Below are 18,035 nucleotides of genomic sequence, written 5' to 3'. Positions count from 1 at the left end.
TAGGGCCGCATTGAGAAGTTTTGATGAGTCGTTGTGAATCTACTACACAACAACCTTATTCTTTTGATATAGACAATCCTAAAAGCAAGATAGAAGTTCAATGAAGCTGAGTGAGAAGCGATCGCCAACCATAACACCTCGAATAATCAGAGGTGGTGACTCAGTGAGGTAAAATCCTGAAGAGAGAAAAAGGTGATTAACAGAGTCTGAATAGAATGGTACAGGATAGGAAGTCAACGGTTGTAATCACAGGTGCCTCTTCAGGGGTTGGTTTGTACGCTGCCAAAGCTCTTGCTGAAAGGGGATGGTATGTAGTGATGGCCTGTAGGGATGTAGCCAAAGCTCAACTGGCAGCCCAATCTGTGGGAATCCCGCATCAGGGCAGCTACACTATCATGCATATCGATCTTGGCTCTTTGGATAGCGTTCGACAATTTGTGAATAACTTTCGAGCAAGCGGCCACTCCCTAGACGCTTTGGTGTGCAACGCCGCAATTTATATGCCCTTAATAAAAGAGCCTTTACGCAGTCCAGAAGGTTACGAGTTAACTGTCACCACAAATCACCTAGGACATTTCCTTTTGTGTAACCTAATGCTAGAGGATCTGAAGAAGTCATCTTCAGAGCCAAGGCTTGTAATTTTGGGAACTGTTACCCACAATCCAGACGAACTGGGTGGGAAGATTCCGCCGCGTCCAGACTTGGGCGATTTACAGGGCTTTGCAGAAGGGTTTAAAGAGCCGATCTCAATGATTGATGGCAAGAAATTTGAACCAGTCAAAGCTTACAAAGACAGCAAGGTTTGTAACGTGCTGACGATGCGGGAACTGCATCAGCGCTATCACGAGTCAACTGGTATCGTCTTCAACTCTCTCTATCCGGGATGTGTTGCAGAAACGCCATTATTTAGAAACCACTATCCCCTATTTCAGAAAATCTTTCCATTATTTCAGAAGTACATCACTAAGGGATATGTGTCTCAGGAGTTGGCGGGAGAACGAGTTGCGGCGGTGGTTGCCGATCCTGAGTACAATCAATCCGGTGTGTATTGGAGTTGGGGAAATCGCCAGAAGGAAGATGGTAAATCCTTTGTTCAAAAGGTTTCTCCTCAAGCCCGCGATGATGACAAAGGCGATCGCATGTGGCAACTAAGTGCTAAGTTGGTCGGGCTTGCATGATGGGATAGGATTTGGCGTTAACCTTGTGCATGATTCATCGATTCATCAATCCGTTTTTTTGAAGGAATCGGCATTATATGCAGGTAACTAATTGTTGAGGTGATTATTAAGTCACCTCTGACTTTATTGATAGCTATATTTAGCTTAGAGGATGTTTGAAAAGTCCTCTTATCGGTAGCAAAATACTTAACAATATAAGCATTATTAGTAACTATTTTTGAATTATTAAGCATTACATTTTGAAGTGCAGAATGTAGGATCAAAACTGGTCATCAGAGAATCTAAAATATGTTGACTTTACTAAAACCTAAAGAACATGTAAGTCAGGCTAAAGTTATATCTCTCCATTCCCCACTCTTGACTTTTACCTATAACAGATGTACGATCAGATTCGCATTGAAGGGGAGTAGCTGCTGGCAAAAAAATAAAAGCCAGTACATCTGAATCAACATACTGGCGATGAGCCTGGTTCAGGTGGCGAATAATAAATATTTGAAAGCGAGACCTTCACTAAGTTCACACCGAAAAGTGTAAACTTGGTGAGGTCTTTTGGTTCTCATCAAGCTTCACATCGGTAAAGGATTCTTCAGGAGCTTGAGAGAGTGTTAACAGCTTTTACCGCAGGTTTATTATTAATTACAGTTTCGGAATTAGGCGATAAAACATTTTTTATTGCCGTGATTTTGGCAATGCACCACCCACGGCGGCTGGTATTTATAGGTGTGACAGCTGCTTTAGCCGCGATGACAATCCTTTCGGTGCTATTTGGACAAGCGGTATCTTTGTTGCCAAAAGCTTACATTCATTACGCCGAAATAGTTTTGTTTATCGCCTTTGGTATCAAGCTGTTATATGACGCGAGTAAGATGTCCTCGGCTGCTTGTGATACGGAAGTTGTACAAGAAGCCGAAGCTGCGGTGAAAAAAGCAGATTTGGAGTTACCAAAGAAAAAGACTTCATTAGCAATTGTCATAGAAGCCTTTATATTGACATTTATGGCAGAGTGGGGCGATCGCACCCAAATTGCCACCATTGCCCTAGCCGCAGGTAATAATCCCATTGGAGTCACAGTAGGTGCAATTTTAGGACATGCCATTTGTGCTGCGATCGCAGTTATTGGTGGCAAAATGATTGCCGGACGCATTTCTGAGCGTCAACTCACCTTTGTTGGCGGATGCCTGTTTTTAGTCTTTGGTGTCGTAGCTGCTATTGAAGGAGCATAAGGGGGGCAGGGGGAGCAGGGGAGGCAGAGGAGGCAGGGGGAGAATAATAAAATTAGCTCTTTCCCCTCTTTCGCCTCTTTCCAATGCCCCATGCCCAATGCCCATTACTTAGGCGTACTTTTCAATGAAGGCGCGGGAGATACGGCTGAATTAGGAATGGGGGAAGTCATTCCTGCCTTTTTAATTTCGTCTTTGTATTGAGCAGGTGCTAAAGCTGCGGCACTATCAAATAAAGGTTTTGCATCTGCATCTTTGCCCTGTTGTTTCAAGAGCATCGCTTTTGCCACAACGGGGCGAAAATCTTTAGGATCTTTCTTAATTGCCTGGTCATATACAGAGCTAGCTTGAGCGTAGCGTTTCTGGGAAGCATGAACAGAACCTAACAACACCTGCACGGCTACTGTATCTACACTTCCAGGCTGAATTGTATTTGCTTGGGCTGCTTTCGAGAGGGTTTCTTGCAGCAAACCAATAGCTGCTTCCGGGCGTTGCTGACTGATTAACAAAGCCACCATTCCTTGCAAAGCCTTCAAATCGCCAGGTTTGGTAGACAAAATTGCGCGATAAGCTTGAGCGGCTCCTTCGCGATCGCCTATTTGCTGTTTAGCTTGAGCTAGTAGCACTGAATATTCTGACTGTTCGGGATTCAGCTTGGCTAGCTTTTCCAGGGGTTCAATGACGACTTGGATATCTGCTGGTTTAACCTCACTTTTTTCTTTTTGACTCAGTAGTTGTAGACGCGCTTGCAATAAGCCCTTAAGCGCAGTCTGATTTTCTGGTTCCCTTTGCAAAACCAGTTCATAACCCCGTACTTCATCTTCCAATTTTGATTTTTGGTCAGCAGAGGTCAAAGTGCCTCTGGTGCTAGCAGTATTCTGGTTTGAGGGTGGCGTATTATTAAATGCTCCAATTATGGGAATCACCGAAACACCCACAAAAGCAAGAATTGCCAGCGCCAAGACGATTTGAACTATCCAACGATTGCGCGGTTGAGACACAGTTTTGTCTTTCTCCTAAATTTTAATGACATTATCATTTACACAAATCGTAAAGTTAAAAATTTCCAAAACTTTGCGGAATACCGCCAATTGCCTGTGAATTTTATAACAATTAACTATTTACACTGCTAAAGTAAGTGATGACTTTAGGAGGAGCCGTCAGAATTGTAGCTATGATATGCTTCCGAAACTAGTGTAAAGGCGCTAAATTACACATTTAGTGTTTATACACTCAATTTAGCGCCTTTAGTATTGTTATAGAGTACCCTAGTGTGACTTTGTGAAAAGCAAATATACTTTCATCAGTCGCACAAATGCTCTTTCCAGCTACCTTTATAAAATCCCACAATGGGATGTGTCTCCGCCGCAAGGAGTTTTTATGAATTCCGACCTGATGCCGTTGCCTGAATCCTCCAATTCTTCTGCCTCTAACCAGGGCCCAAATAAAATAGAGGCTGCCTCTAATGTTCACATAGTACCCAAGCCCTCTAAATTTGAAAATTCGCCTGTCAACCCCAGCGAGACTGACTCAAATGGGAACTTAGTCAATCGACAGCAACCGATTCCGCCTCCCAGCGAACCGATGCAGTACCGAGCGATTGGATTAGTCCGGGGTCGCTATCATGCTAGCAGCGAACAATTTACTCAAGGTACACTGCTAACCACAGATGGTGTAGAACTCAATGCCGTCCTCCTAGGCCGGATTATGAGCTTAGTCAAGAATCATCTAGACTTAGAAAAAGAACATTTATGGGTAGTATATCCACGTACAAGGCAAGAAAATGACACCTTGCACATCCAAATCGTCGGAGTTTGGGAGCCAGAAAATCTGGCTAAAAGCTCAACAGATGAGGACGAGTCAGATTTAGAGTTGCAAGAGTCACAGACACTTGATGATGGCTTATCCGAAAATTCTGAATTAAGCACAATTCCCACGATCCCCTCATCAGAAGTAGCTGATGGTGGTTTTTCTGTTCGTGGTGAGGTAGTCTACCAATCTTTTGACGCTAAGAGTTTGGTAGTCAAAATTAGGCAGGCTGCACGCAAACCAACTGACAAACCCAAGTATTTCAAGTTGAAATTGAGAGGTGTCCTGACCACCAAAGCGGTAGGAAAGTTCTGGGATTTCCAAGCCAAGCGAGAAGCTGATGTTTTGATAGTAGAAAAAGCTGAAGCGATCGCTGACTTGCCCAAAAAACGCAAACCACCATTCAGAGGTGGCCCTCGTGCTGGCGGTAGCGGTGGTGCTGGTGGTAGAAAACCATTCCCCCCCAGACGCAGTGGCGAAACTCCGCGTCCCATCAAGAAAACAGGCGCAGGCGGCGACACCTCAGTGGTGTCAAAACCTATACCAAAAACGCCTGCTCCTAAACCCATCAAGCGACCGAAACCGACTCAAGAGTAGGGAATGGGGAATTGGGCATGGGGCATGGGGCATGGCTCAGTAATCAGAAGTCATTAATTATTCTGCCTCCCCGGCTCACCCTATTCCCTGCTCCCCAAGATCAAAAATCCGTTCGACGGTCTTGGGGTAGAAAAGATCGCTCCATCGGAATTGGAGAAACTGGTTCTGTGAGGGTAAATGTCCCTGCTTCGATCCACTTTTTCAACTCTAGGGCGACTTGCCTAGAAAAAAACAAACTCGCTAAGGGGGCAGAGCGTACAGCTTTGCCCTCAATAGTGATCCTCCCAGATTTGAGTTGGGCATAACTCACCAAACCAAAGGTGGGACGAACGCGCCGGGGAATGGAAAAATCTACTATTGGGGCTACTAAGTCTTTATCCTGTACAGCGCAGTGTTCAACTACTTGTTCATTTAATACAGGGAGTGGAACACCAACACCTAACATCAATGAGGGGCCATAACTTTTAAAGTAACAACCCCGCACCCAATGAGCATCCATTTGTTTGGCATCACCAATTAAAGCTAAAGTCGCAGAAGGCCCAATTGGTGTACGATTAGCTAAACGTTTTTGTAAGGGGAAGTGCTGAGTGCCTTCCCAGGCGACATAACCAATACCGCCACCTAAAAAAATCCGAGTCCCTATACCAACGAGTTGCAAATCAGGATCGTTGAGTAAGGGTGAAATAGCACCGGGATTAGAGTAAACAGCATTCCCCAGACGCGGTTGTAAAGGGCCCAGATAGGTGAACAGGGGGCGATCACCACCATTTACACCAACAATAAAATTTTGATAAAGATTGCGCGGATTGAATAAATAAAACTGATTAATCGTTTCACGGGTAACTGTAGTTTCAAAACTTGCTCTGGGGTAACAATCTGTTACTTGTCCTTGCGCTTTTACATGTATAGCTTTACCAGCAATCAAATCTTCGATTACATGACCGCCGCCACGTTCTCGGACTTCTTCTCCGTCTGTCGTCTCCACGGCACAACTCGCACCCAAATATAAATCTACTGCCCCAAAACCAGAGTATGCTGGTACACCATCTAACCAGCAACGACGAATTTTGATCGGAGGGTCAGTGTGTCCGAGATTGATAATTGCACCGCTTGATTCCATCGGCTCAAACGTACCAGTGGTAATTACATCAACTTCTTTAGCCGCTTTAGTAACACCAATTTCTACAACTCGTGCTTTTAACTCTTCAGTTGTCAACACTACTGCACGTTGGCGGATGATTTTCTCGTTAATTTCTGCAATTGTTCGCATCTTATCAGTGCTAGCGCTTCCTGCTATCTTCCTCTCTGAAGGATATCTTGATAAATCAGAGAATCTTGCATAATTTCCTGTCGAAATAGTTGTCTGCCAATCTCGATACGACAGCTTAACACCCCCGATAGGCTTAAAATTCCCCAAAAAACAATTCGACTATTGCAAAGTCCAAATCATATATTTTTTGGAATAAGTACGCTAAATGTATTAAAAGTGTTTTATTGGCTAAGTAAAATTACTATCAAAAAAAGCCTTGTGTTATCAATCAAATGTATGTATGGTTAGGATTAATTAGACTTGCTGGGTCTAGATAATTTTACGTGAACAGAAAGAAACATTTCTGGCTTTTGTAAAGCATCTCAGCCAACTAGTCAATCACAAAATGGGAGCTAATAGTAGATGCTAGAAGGTTTTGCTAAGGGAGAAGCTACTTAAGAGCAATTATATAAGGGATATCTAAGCAAAAGTTAGGACTCTATATATTTGCGAAATTGTTCTGACTTCTACACCCTCAGCACAATTAATTCTATTTATTGCTATTCATTTTGTTGCGACATTTCACCCGATAACGAATTGAGTAAAAGGCAATGACTACTTCTGAACTACCTAATCTTAATCAAATAAACCAAAAGAAAGTTTCCGATAGGATTGAAAATTTATCCTCTAAATCAGATGAGAAAAAGTTATTTAACTTGAAGGTAATTGAATATTTATTACTTGCAGCTTTTGTTTCTTCTGCACTCTTTATTGTTTTTCTTTCAGAAGATAAAACAGTTGTCATTTCTGGAGCAGTAGCTCTAACTTTCTTATTTTTTTTGTTACTTATCAATAGACAAGTATTTCAGAACTATAAGAAGGCAGCTTATCAGTCAGAACTCACCAAAAAAGCTGAACTGTATAGTTATCTATTAACTAACCCTAATTCTTGGGATAAAGAAACCCTGACTCTAACAAGAGGAAAGGCTTTACAATACAGCCAAGACTTGATTGACGATTATAAAAAAATTAGAGGTGTATCAAGGAACCTTTACTATAGTTTGCAAATTGCGACAGTTATTTTATCAGGAGTCACACCAATTTTAGTTCTGGTAGACAAATTAGAAGCAGGACAAGCTTGGCTCAAATGGCTGCCTGTACTCTGCCCAGCTATTGCTTCTATAGTTGCCAGTATCGTTACCTCTTTTCCTTTTCAGAAGAATTCTCTTGCTGCTAACACAGCAGTTGAATTGTTAGAAGCTGAACAAGAGAAATTTATATTGGGTGTAACTCCACCTTATCGTTGTTATGATGTGTCTGACGAAAGCCAACAGCAACAAAAGGCAAGTCAAGCATTAGAATACTTTATTGTTCAAGTGAACAACATTCATCTCAACCAATTGCAACAAACGAGTGAAACGCAATCAGAGAAAACAGAATCTACTTATTCATCTAATGAGTCAAACAAAGCGGGAGCAGAGGTAACGAAGTAGAAAGATACTTAATTAGTTAACTGCGATCGCAAATTAGTCAAGTATTGATTCAATTAGGATTTGTTCAGACTAACTGGAAAGATTAAGATTCCCAATTTATAAAAAAAGTGCGGAATCTTATTATTATTTCACACAAGTGTAGCTTTTGTAAGAGAGGGAAAGAGCTTTCTATTAACCCTTTCCCATTTTGCTAAATTCTGTAATAAATCTAATCTGCTAGCTGGGTTTGTGGTTAAAAGTGCTAGTTAGAATGTTTTTTTGATTCTAGCAGCGATCGCAGTTGTGATTTTTAAAGTTTTTTGGTTTCTGTGTACTGAAACAAAAACAAAATTTAATAGAAAGACATCACGTCTAAAGCATCTAGCGAAACCACAGTTTTTTCATATATATCATCATTGGGCTGACTTATATAGGTTTGGGTTTACAGCCTCTAATTTGTTTGTGGATGAACTGAGCCATATTGCTTTAGTTGCAAAGATTTACAATCAGTAATTATTGTTTAATAACTGTCTTAAATAGTTTAATTATCCGCTTAACTGTCTTAACTGTCTTCTAATTAATTTAACTATCCGCTTAACTGTCTTAACTGTCTTCTAATTGTTCAACTTTGAATTTAACTATCTGTTTAAATGCTTGAGCCTACGTATTGCTTTTTTTCTATAACCATGAAAGATTATGAGAACACCATAAATTAAGAAACATTCATTTGCCATCATCTGAAATGAGTAATAACTCAAACAGATTTTTCAAATCTCCTATCTTTGGGTATAGAAAACTTGAGCTAAAACTCACATAGCTTTTTATCTGGACTGAAGAGCATTTTATCAAAACAGAATTCAGGAGTCAGAATTCATTCTCTGAATTCTCTACGAGAAACTGCGCTATCAGTTGCGGGTTTGAATTGCTTACTGATTGATTCTGACCAAAGGCGGAGTATCTTTAGCTTTGCTCCTGAATTCTCATTTCTTCTTCAAATTATTCCCTTAATTACGAGCTACCACCAGAAAACTACACGTGGGGACATAGCGCGATTGGTGAAGATGCTCATCAATTGCCAATCTCAGCCACGAAATGAAGACAGCAAGAAGACTCCAGAGGAGGTTACGCGCAGATCATGCAACCCTTTGAACTGCCAGAATTTTACATGCCTTGGCCCGCGCGGCTGAATCCAAACCTGGAAGCGGCGCGATCGCATTCCAAAGCCTGGGCTTACCAGATGGGGATACTTGGCTCACAAGAGGAAGCCGAAAGTTCCCCTATCTGGGACGAGCGCACATTTGATGCTCACGACTACGCCTTGCTTTGCTCCTATACCCATCCAGATGCGCCGGGAGCGGAGCTTGACCTAGTAACCGACTGGTATGTTTGGGTGTTCTTTTTCGACGATCATTTCCTGGAAATCTATAAGCGCACCCAAGACATGGCTGGGGCAAAGGAATACCTTGACCGATTGCCAGCGTTTATGCCAGTGCATCCCACTGATACCCCTTCCGTTCCAACCAACCCAGTAGAGCGCGGCTTGGCTGACCTGTGGTCTCGCACTGCCTTTACTAAATCTGTGGACTGGCGACTTCGGTTCTTCGAGAGTACCAAGAACCTCCTTGAAGAGTCTCTGTGGGAACTTGCCAATATTAACCAGGATCGGGTCGCCAACCCCATCGAATACATTGAGATGCGCCGCAAAGTTGGTGGCGCTCCGTGGTCAGCGGATCTCGTCGAACACGCCGTGTTTATAGAGATTCCGGCTGACATTGCCTCGACTCGTCCAATGCGTGTACTCAAAGACACATTTGCCGATGGAGTACATCTACGCAATGACCTGTTCTCCTACCAGAGAGAAGTGGAGGATGAAGGCGAAAATGCCAACTGCGTGTTGGTCTTGGAGCGCTTCTTGAATGTGAGTACCCAGGAGGCAGCTAATCTCACAAACGAACTGCTGACCTCGCGGTTATACCAGTTTGATAACACTGCCGTCACCGAGTTACCCCCCCTCTTTGAGGAGTACGGACTAGACCCAGTAGCTCGTGTGAACGTTCTCCTTTACATCAAAGGACTCCAGGACTGGCAATCGGGCGGTCACGAGTGGCACATGCGATCAAGCCGTTACATGAACAAGGGAGGAGACAATTCTTCGACATCCACACTTCTGGGAGGCCCCACAGGGCTAGGCGCATCGGCGGCGCGGATTGGATCGTTATATACGGCCTTGGGTTTAGGAAGGTTCAAGAGGTTCACTCACGTTCCATACCAGGCTGTGGGAGCAGTAACACTGCCGAAGTTTTACATGCCCTTCACTACAAGCTTGAATCCCCATCTGAATGCTGCGCGGAAGCATTCCAAGGAATGGGCGCGCGAGATGGGGATGCTGGAATCACTACCTGGGATTCCTGATGCCGTCATCTGGGATGACCACAAGTTTGATGTTGCCGACGTAGCCCTCTGTGGTGCGTTGATCCATCCGAATGGGTCTGGTCATGAGCTGAATCTGACAGCGTGCTGGCTTGTCTGGGGAACCTATGCCGATGATTACTTCCCAGCGCTCTACGGGAATAACCGCAACATGGCTGGTGCAAAAGTATTCAACGCCCGACTGTCGGCGTTCATGCCTCTAGATGACTCCACCTCCAGCGAGGTTCCGACCAATCCTGTAGAAGCGGGCTTGGCAGATATTTGGTCTCGCACAGCTGGCCCCATGTCTGCCAACGCGCGGACTCAGTTCCGCCGCGCAATCCAGGATATGACTGACAGCTGGGTGTGGGAACTCGCCAACCAGATTCAAAATCGGATTCCCGACCCGATCGATTATGTTGAGATGCGCCGTAAGACTTTTGGCTCGGATCTGACCATGAGCTTGTCACGACTAGCTCAGGGCAACGAGATCCCGCAGGAGATTTACCGCACCCGAACGATGCGATCACTAGATAATTCCGCCGCCGACTACGCCTGTTTAACCAACGATATCTTTTCCTATCAGAAAGAAATCGAATTCGAGGGCGAAATCCATAACTGTGTGCTGGTCGTTCAAAATTTCCTCAACTGCGATTTGCCGCAGGCCGTTGAAGTTGTCAACAACCTGATGACCTCTAGGGCGCTCCAGTTTCAACTTATCGTCGCCACCGAACTGCCAGTTCTTTTCGATGATTTCGACCTGGATGCAAGTACCCGCGAGAAACTGCTTGGATACGTCAAGAAACTAGAGCAATGGATGTGCGGTGTCCTCAAGTGGCATATAACGGTAGACCGCTATAAGGAATTTGAATTGCGTAATTCGTTAGCAGGGCGGCTACTTAGTGGGCCCAGAGGGCTGGGGACTTCTGCTAGGCGTATTGGATCGTTGATTGGTGAGGGGAGTCTAAGGTCATTACTCGGTCAATGAAATTAGGTTTTTTTGTCCGTGAATAGAGTTTTCAAGGTCAGTATGCGATCGCGTGATATCGGTTTTTTTAGTAACTAAAAAGTGGAGGATTAAGTTGTGACGTATTCTAACGACCCCAATTTGGTAGAAGATCAGCAGCCCCATTTAACTTTAAGTACAGCAGCGGCGCGTAATTTGGCAACAACAGCCAAATCTGCACCGCAAACCCAGGAAATTACATCGCGGTGGTTATTGAAGTTATTGCCGTGGGTGCAGACAAAAGGTGGCGCATATCGAGTCAACCGTCGGTTGAGTTATTCCGTCGGTGATGGGCGAGTGACTTTCACCAATACTGGAGCAACGGTGCAGGTGATTCCCCTAGAACTTACTGAGTTGCCCTTGCTGCGAGGGTTTAACAACCTTGATGTGTTGACCGGGTTAGCAAACCAGTTTGTTCAGCAGGAGTACGCCCCAGATGATGTAATCGTCGAACTTGGCCAGCCTGCCGATCGCGTGATTCTGATTGCTCGTGGCAAGGTAAACAAGATTGGTGTTGGCAAGTATGGCGAGCAGATCGTGTTTGATGTGCTAGCTGACGGCGACCATTTCGGCGATGAAACTGTGGTGCAGTCCGAGGATACTTGGCAGTACACCCTCAAGGCGATTACTAGAACCATCGTTTTGTCACTGCCCCAAGTGGCGTTTGAGAGGGCGATCGCTCAGTCTGAGGCGTTAGGAACCCATGTTGAACAGTTCCGCACCCGCTTGAACCAACCACAGACTCCTCAAGGTGAAGCTGCCATTGAGCTAGCAGCTAATCATCCCCAAGAGGCTGAGTTGCCGGGAACCTTCGCCGATTACGAACTCAAACCCAGGGAATATGAGTTGAGCATTGCTCAAACGGTGTTGCGAGTAAGTACGCGGGTAGCCGATCTGTACAATGAACCGTACAACCAGACAGAAGAACAACTGCGGCTGACTATCGAGGCATTGCGGGAACGTCAAGAACACGAGTTGCTCAACAACCGCGAATTCGGGTTATTGCACAATGCCGACCTCAAACAACGAATCTACAGCAGTAGCGGCGCACCCACCCCCGATGACTTGGACGAACTGTTGGCGACAGTATGGAAAGAGCCGGGATTCTTCCTAGCTCACCCCCGCACGATAGCTGCCTTCGGTCGTGAGGCCAACCGCCTTGGTCTCTATCCACAAAGCGTAGATGTCAACGGCGTTCAGGTTACATCTTGGCGCGGCGTACCTATCTTTCCTTCCAATAAGATCCCCATCACCAATAACCGCACCAGTTCTATCCTTTTGCTCCGCACTGGTGTAGAAAAACAAGGGGTGATCGGCTTACATCAAACTGGTATCCCCGATGAATACCAACCCAGCTTGTCTGTTCGATTCATGGGCATCAGCGAAAAGGCGATCATCTCCTACCTCGTCACCGCCTACTACTCCGCAGCCGTCCTTACTCCTGACGCACTTGGCATCCTCGAAGATGTTGAAATCGGGCGCTAAATATCAGGAGTGCTGAATATTGAGTGCTGAGTGCTGAGTGCTGAGTGTTAAGTGTTGAGTGCTGAGTGAGTAAAAATTACGGCTGACTGTTGATACCCCGCAAGAAAGTGGGCGGTTTTTTAACTCAGCACGGGCTAAACCTTAGCTATCCGCTAATGGAACTCAGCACTCTTCATGCACTTTTATTAGTAACTAGAGGATGGGGTGATGACGGATTTTATTGAATCAAATTTAAATGTTGAGAGTGGACAACCTCAACTGAGTTTGAGTAAAGATGCTGCGCGTAATTTGTCCACGACCACCAAATCTGCACCACAGACGCAGGAAATCACCTCAAGGTGGTTGTTGAAGATGTTGCCGTGGGTGCAGACCAAAGGTGGCACTTATCGGCTAAACCGTCGGTTGACCTATACCGTGGGTGATGGGCGGTTGAGTTTCTCCAACACCGGAGCCGAGGTGCAGGTGATTCCCCAAGAACTCGGTGAGTTGCCCTTGCTGCGAGGGTTTGAAGACATCGAGGTGCTGAGGGCGTTGGCAAGTCGGTTTGTTCAGCAGGAGTTCGCACCTGGTGACATCATAGTCCAGTCAGGTCAGCCAGCCAATCAGCTTTTCTTGATTGCACATGGCAAGGCGAACAAGATTGGTATTGGCAAATATGACGAGCAGCCTCTATTGGATATGCTAGCTGACGGTGATTATTTTGGCGATCGCGTTTTGGTGGATTCAGAAAGCAATTGGAAGTTCACAGTCAAAGCTGTGACCCGATGCACCGTATTAGCACTACCACAACAGGCATTTCGGGAACTGCTCAACCAGTCGCAGGCCTTACAGGCTCAACTTGAGCAGTTTCGGATTCGTGCAGAACTTCCACAAAACAAGTATGGAGAAGCTGCGATCGCGTTGTCAACCAGTCATAGCACAGAGACGACGTTACCAGGAACATTTGTTGACTACGAACTCTCACCCCGCGAATATCAGTTAAGCATTGCTCAGACTATGTTGCGAGTGAATACTCGCGTTGCGGATCTGTACAATCAACCATACAACCAGACGGAAGAACAATTGCGGCTGACGATTGAGGCATTGCGGGAACGTCAAGAATACGAGTTGATCAACAACCGCGAATTTGGATTGTTGCACAACGCCGACCTCAAACAGCGCATCTACACCCGCACTGGCCCCCCCACTCCCGATGACCTTGATGAATTAGTCACCCGTCGGCGGAAGTCGAGGTTCTTCCTGGCTCATCCCCGCACTATTGCAGCCTTCGGTCGCCAGTGCAACCGTCAAGGCATCTATCCAGACACCATCGATATGGATGGGAGCAAAATAATCACGTGGCGCAATGTACCGATTTTTCCCTGTAACAAGATTCCGATTACCAAGAACCAGACCAGTTCTATCCTCATACTCCGCACTGGTGAGAAAGATCAGGGTGTGATTGGCTTACATCAAACTGGTATCCCGGATGAATACCAACCCAGTTTGTCTGTCCGATTCATGGGCATCAGCGAAAAGGCCATTATCTCCTACCTCGTTACAAACTACTACTCCGCAGCTGTCCTTGTCCCTGACGCACTCGGCATCCTTGAAGATGTCGAAATCGGTCGCTGAGGGGAGTCGGGCATCTAGACACTAAGGAGATGACCAAAAACCAGTTAGCATCCAAGGTGCTGGCTTAAAACCTTAACATGATTAATTTCAGCTTTCGGAGAGCATCCAATTTTTCCAAAAACCACTTGACTGACACAAAAGCTCTTTACAAACCTCTTACCTTTGCGTTCTTTGTGGTTCTTTTGTTCATTCTCTCATTTTTGTCTGAACGCAACACAATAAAACGGTTGGGATACTCCCAATACTGCTCGATTAAGCATTTTTAACTCAGAATTGGGTTTTGGGTAAAGGTTAAAGGTTAAAGGTTTTTTCTTTCCCCTTCCCCTTTTCCCCTTAACCGATAAGTATTGGGGATACTCCCACCTTTCGTGCGACAATTGAAAGAGAAATAAAGGTATAGGCAATTTTTGAAGTTGCCTATACCCTCAGATATATAAACTAAGTTTTTGCAGTCGCGTATAAGTCTAAGTTAGTGCTTGAGCAACTACTGCCGAAAGTGACTCGTTTGCTGCTTGCTTCAACAATTCGGCTTTATCGGTCTGTTCCCAAGGCAAGTCTAAATCAGCCCGCCCAAAATGACCGTAAGCCGCGACGTCCTGATAAAAACGTCCGCCTCGTTCACTTGGTAAGTTACGTAAGTTGAAGGTATGGATAATCCCTGCTGGACGCAGTTCAAAGTGTTTGTTGATTAATTCCAGTAAGGTTTCTTCATCCACTTTGCCAGTGCCAAAGGTATCTACCAAAATGCTTGTTGGTCGTGCTACACCAATTGCATAAGATAGCTGGATTTCAACTTTTTCTGCTAACCCAGCAGCGACAATGTTTTTCGCCACATAGCGAGCTGCATAAGCCGCAGAACGGTCTACCTTCGTGGGGTCTTTGCCAGAAAAAGCGCCGCCACCATGTCGTGAATAACCACCGTAGGTGTCAACGATTATTTTCCGTCCTGTTAGACCAGAGTCTCCTTGAGGGCCACCAACGACAAATTTGCCAGTGGGGTTAACTAAAAAACGCGTCTGATCGTTAGGCTTAATGTCAATATCGCCAAAAACAGGTTCGACTACCGCCGACCAGAGGTCTTGTTTAATTTTGGCTTGTACAGCCGCCTCATCCGTAATTTCCCCAATAGTGGCTGTATGCTGAGTGGAAATTAGAATAGTATCAATACCTACTGGCCGCCCATCTTCGTAGACCACAGTTACTTGGGTTTTACCGTCAGGACGCAGGTATGACAATTCGCCTGTTTTACGAACTGCTGCCAATCGGCGAGCAATGCGGTGGGCGAGACTGATGGGTAAGGGCATCAGTTCTGGTGTTTCGTTACTGGCAAAACCGAACATTATACCTTGATCGCCCGCACCAATTTTGTCGAATAGCTCATCACTATCTTGCTGGCGCGTTTCTTGAGCGGTGTTAACACCTTGGGCAATATCAGGTGATTGTTCGTCTAAAGCCAGCAGAACGCTGGTGCTGTTAGCAGAAAAGCCATTATCAGCATTGGTATAGCCAATTTCGGCAATTTTTTTACGGGCGAGATTGACGAAATTCACATTTGCTTTGGTGGTTATTTCACCAGTGATTAGCACCAAACCAGTGTTAACTACTACTTCAGCAGCGACACGGCTGCTAGGGTCTTGTGTTAGTAGGGCATCCAGAATGGTATCAGAAATCTGATCGCAGATTTTATCTGGATGACCTTCGGTTACTGACTCGGAGGTAAATAGATATCGACGAGACAAAGCAAATTCCTCCTGACTTGAGTTTTTTTGCTGACTAAATGTGGTATTCAGTTCAACTACCTAAATTTAACGTGTGCTTCCAACGAACGGCATTCGTTATGCCTTGAGAGAAACAATTTAGTTTCCTAGGAGCCGTCGAACTCACATTAATTTATGAAATCATAACAATATTTATACTTCAGTAGTTAGTATCTTGTTGATATTGATAAAAACCACTCACTATAAGGTAAGTATCTGTAAAAAAAATAAATTTATGGTAATTATTTCGTAGACTAAATGTATTTAATAACACAAAAAAAGGGGCACCCAGAAGCGCCCCCACAAACTTTGACACAAGTACTGCTGTTTTTAAACCTGAACCGCTAGCTTTGCTTCCGTAGCTGTCAAACGCTCATAGGCAGCACGCATTTTTAAACCTGTAAGTACTTGGAAGAAACCAGTACCATTATTGGAACCTGGATACTCACGGTGCTGGAGTAACAAATGAGTCAATTCACCCTGATATTTGGTGGATGTATTGCTGAGATGGGTTTCGATATAAATTACTTCTTCCAAGTTGTCAAATTGACCATCTACCTCTAGTACTGAGACATAGCGACCGTAGTAAACATCTGAACCGTAGTATAGTTGCATACCAGGATAAGAACAGGTCAGCTTGCGTCCACAGGGAGTCCAATTAATTGTTGAGCCTTCATCAAATAGGTAGGTTGGATCAAAGCCTTCCTTACCTTCCCGTTGGAGCATACGTACTCGTAGGACTCGGCGCTCTGTGTCGTTTTTGATCAAGTTGGTGGGTAATACTTGGAGAACTACATCAGCAAATTCTCTTTGTGGTTCGATAAACTTTTCAAAGTCAGGTTTGCGGGAATTGATTTGCGCTAAGACATCTTCGTAGCGATGACCGCGTTCAGCCATATCTCGCTGGATTTTCCAGGCGATTTTGACTTCATCGCTAATATCAAAATAAACACTGAAGTCGATTAGCGATCGCACCCGCTCATCATATAAAGGATGCAGTCCTTCAACAACTATAATGTGATTCGGCTCTACCCGCTCTGGCGGGTCGATTAAGCCAGTTTCGTGGTTGTAAATCGGCTTATCAATTGCTTGACCACTTTTGAGCGTTTTAATTTGCTCATACATTAGGTCAAAATTGTTTGCTCTGGGGTCTAGTGCCGTTATCCCAGTTTCTTTACGCTGTTTGCGATCCAAGGAGTGATAATCATCTAAGCAGATGACTGTCATCAAATCTTCACCAAACAAATCTATCAAACGACGCAAAAACGTAGATTTCCCGCACCCAGAGTCTCCGGCTACTCCAATCAGTACCACGCGTTCCGGCTTACTTGTCATAAATCCCCTCTAAAATACTAAAATTGTGTCAATATTTTTTCACACAGCAGATTCTGAAGCCAGGAGTTTACCTCTTTGGTTTATCCTGCGTTCTTGCTACCTAGCACATCTATAAGACACCAAGCGGGTAGGCAACAAAGTAATTAAGTTGCTACTCGTCGGACTAGCCTGAATGTTGGTGCCGGTAAGTATTTAATCCTAGTGGTATATTTGATTTTAACAGAAGGGGGTATCCCATACAAGATTACTGTCAAGAAGAATTAGCGTGGTTCATGAATCATTTTTAGATCATTTAGTTGTTAATTTAAAAATGGGGATCAGTACTGCCCATCAGCTTTGCAACTTTATTAGACTGCTACTTGTGACTCTATATAATTAAGATGATTAGGTATAATTTATTATTGTCGCATTGCCGCGAATTTCCTTTGTGTTCTTAAATTGTAATTCCTACTCGACAATACTTAAGATATTCAAAGCAAAAATCTACCCAACGAATGAGCCAACAACTCGCATTAGTCAAATTATTGGCTGTAAATTTATGTATATGGTCAAATACAAGCGTTTGGGTTATGGCAAAGTACTGAATAGAGGTTGACAGATTTTTCACATCAAGTGAAACTTATTATAGTTACTTAAATCACGGTTCTCTCGATTGCTATGTTTGTAGCTGAAGTTGTAATATTCATGTAATTATCTCTAGACAGGTCATAAAATATAGCTAACAACATTTCGAGAGAGCAGTAGATTTGGTGAATGAAAACCAACGGAAAGAAAACTTTCCGGGATTGGTATTCCCCGATTTAAGTCCTCGAAGTAAGTAAACACAACGGCAAATTTTGGAGGTCAACTGAGTGGTAGCTTCCACCAATCAAACTAGTTCTCCTATCAATATCTGCTATTGTGA

General features: G+C 44.4%; 11 protein-coding genes. 7 read left to right on the top strand and 4 right to left on the bottom strand.

Features of this window, described 5'->3' with window-relative positions; all coding sequences use genetic code 11:
• Positions 1-215 precede the first annotated feature (215 nt).
• A complete protein-coding gene (locus tag IQ274_RS22780) occupies positions 216-1,178 on the top strand; it encodes a protochlorophyllide reductase (RefSeq protein WP_163931646.1) in 963 nt (320 codons plus the stop codon).
• Between the two features lie 602 nt (positions 1,179-1,780).
• Positions 1,781-2,401 carry a TMEM165/GDT1 family protein gene (locus IQ274_RS22775; RefSeq protein WP_194143511.1) on the top strand — a complete coding sequence of 207 codons (621 nt, stop codon included), beginning with the start codon at positions 1,781-1,783 and terminating at the stop codon, positions 2,399-2,401.
• 104 nt (positions 2,402-2,505) lie between these two features.
• On the opposite strand, the gene IQ274_RS22770 is transcribed toward IQ274_RS22775, so the two are convergent.
• Entirely contained in the window at positions 2,506-3,399 is an 894-nt protein-coding gene (locus tag IQ274_RS22770; protein WP_163927396.1) for a tetratricopeptide repeat protein, read from the bottom strand.
• A gap of 379 nt (positions 3,400-3,778) precedes the next feature.
• Here IQ274_RS22770 and IQ274_RS22765 point away from each other — a divergent pair, with 379 nt between their 5' ends.
• Positions 3,779-4,804: a hypothetical protein gene (locus IQ274_RS22765; protein WP_194143510.1), complete on the top strand. Its 1,026-nt coding sequence runs from the start codon at positions 3,779-3,781 to the stop codon at positions 4,802-4,804.
• A 100-nt stretch (positions 4,805-4,904) separates the two neighbouring features.
• Here IQ274_RS22765 and IQ274_RS22760 read toward each other — a convergent pair whose 3' ends face one another.
• Positions 4,905-6,074: a homocysteine biosynthesis protein gene (locus IQ274_RS22760; RefSeq protein ID WP_114084048.1), complete on the bottom strand. Its 1,170-nt coding sequence runs from the start codon at positions 6,072-6,074 to the stop codon at positions 4,905-4,907.
• A 590-nt stretch (positions 6,075-6,664) separates the two neighbouring features.
• Between IQ274_RS22760 and IQ274_RS22755 the strand changes: the two genes are divergently transcribed.
• From IQ274_RS22755 to IQ274_RS22740, 4 genes are all read left to right on the top strand, one after another.
• A complete protein-coding gene (locus IQ274_RS22755) occupies positions 6,665-7,546 on the top strand; it encodes a DUF4231 domain-containing protein (protein ID WP_163927398.1) in 882 nt (293 codons plus the stop codon).
• Between the two features lie 1,114 nt (positions 7,547-8,660).
• Positions 8,661-10,922: a family 2 encapsulin nanocompartment cargo protein terpene cyclase gene (locus IQ274_RS22750; RefSeq protein WP_194143509.1), complete on the top strand. Its 2,262-nt coding sequence runs from the start codon at positions 8,661-8,663 to the stop codon at positions 10,920-10,922.
• Between the two features lie 96 nt (positions 10,923-11,018).
• On the top strand, positions 11,019-12,425 hold the full coding sequence (locus IQ274_RS22745) for a family 2B encapsulin nanocompartment shell protein (RefSeq protein ID WP_194143508.1): 1,407 nt from the start codon (positions 11,019-11,021) through the stop codon (positions 12,423-12,425).
• Between the two features lie 207 nt (positions 12,426-12,632).
• On the top strand, positions 12,633-14,039 hold the full coding sequence (locus IQ274_RS22740) for a family 2B encapsulin nanocompartment shell protein (protein WP_194143507.1): 1,407 nt from the start codon (positions 12,633-12,635) through the stop codon (positions 14,037-14,039).
• 464 nt (positions 14,040-14,503) lie between these two features.
• Here the strand turns inward: IQ274_RS22740 and metK are convergent, their stop codons facing one another.
• Together metK and IQ274_RS22730 are read right to left on the bottom strand one after the other, a co-directional pair.
• Entirely contained in the window at positions 14,504-15,778 is a 1,275-nt protein-coding gene (metK, locus tag IQ274_RS22735) for a methionine adenosyltransferase (protein ID WP_163927402.1), read from the bottom strand.
• Between the two features lie 348 nt (positions 15,779-16,126).
• The gene (locus IQ274_RS22730) at positions 16,127-17,131 is read right to left on the bottom strand and encodes a phosphoribulokinase (RefSeq protein WP_012409283.1); all 1,005 of its coding nucleotides are present in this window, start codon (positions 17,129-17,131) and stop codon (positions 16,127-16,129) included.
• Positions 17,132-18,035 lie beyond the last annotated feature (904 nt).

Source organism: Nostoc sp. LEGE 12447 (genome assembly GCF_015206985.1).
GTDB lineage: Bacteria > Cyanobacteriota > Cyanobacteriia > Cyanobacteriales > Nostocaceae > Nostoc.
Note: the sequence above shows the minus strand (reverse complement) of the source record. Positions and strands in the feature narration are given on the sequence as shown.

Coding starts and splice junctions, on each gene's coding strand:
- IQ274_RS22780 (WP_163931646.1), top strand. CDS start 216: ATGGTACAGGATAGGAAGTCAACGGTTGTAATCACAGGTGCCTCTTCA.
- IQ274_RS22765 (WP_194143510.1), top strand. CDS start 3,779: ATGAATTCCGACCTGATGCCGTTGCCTGAATCCTCCAATTCTTCTGCC.
- IQ274_RS22760 (WP_114084048.1), bottom strand. CDS start 6,074: ATGCGAACAATTGCAGAAATTAACGAGAAAATCATCCGCCAACGTGCA.
- IQ274_RS22755 (WP_163927398.1), top strand. CDS start 6,665: ATGACTACTTCTGAACTACCTAATCTTAATCAAATAAACCAAAAGAAA.
- IQ274_RS22750 (WP_194143509.1), top strand. CDS start 8,661: ATGCAACCCTTTGAACTGCCAGAATTTTACATGCCTTGGCCCGCGCGG.
- IQ274_RS22740 (WP_194143507.1), top strand. CDS start 12,633: ATGACGGATTTTATTGAATCAAATTTAAATGTTGAGAGTGGACAACCT.
- IQ274_RS22730 (WP_012409283.1), bottom strand. CDS start 17,131: ATGACAAGTAAGCCGGAACGCGTGGTACTGATTGGAGTAGCCGGAGAC.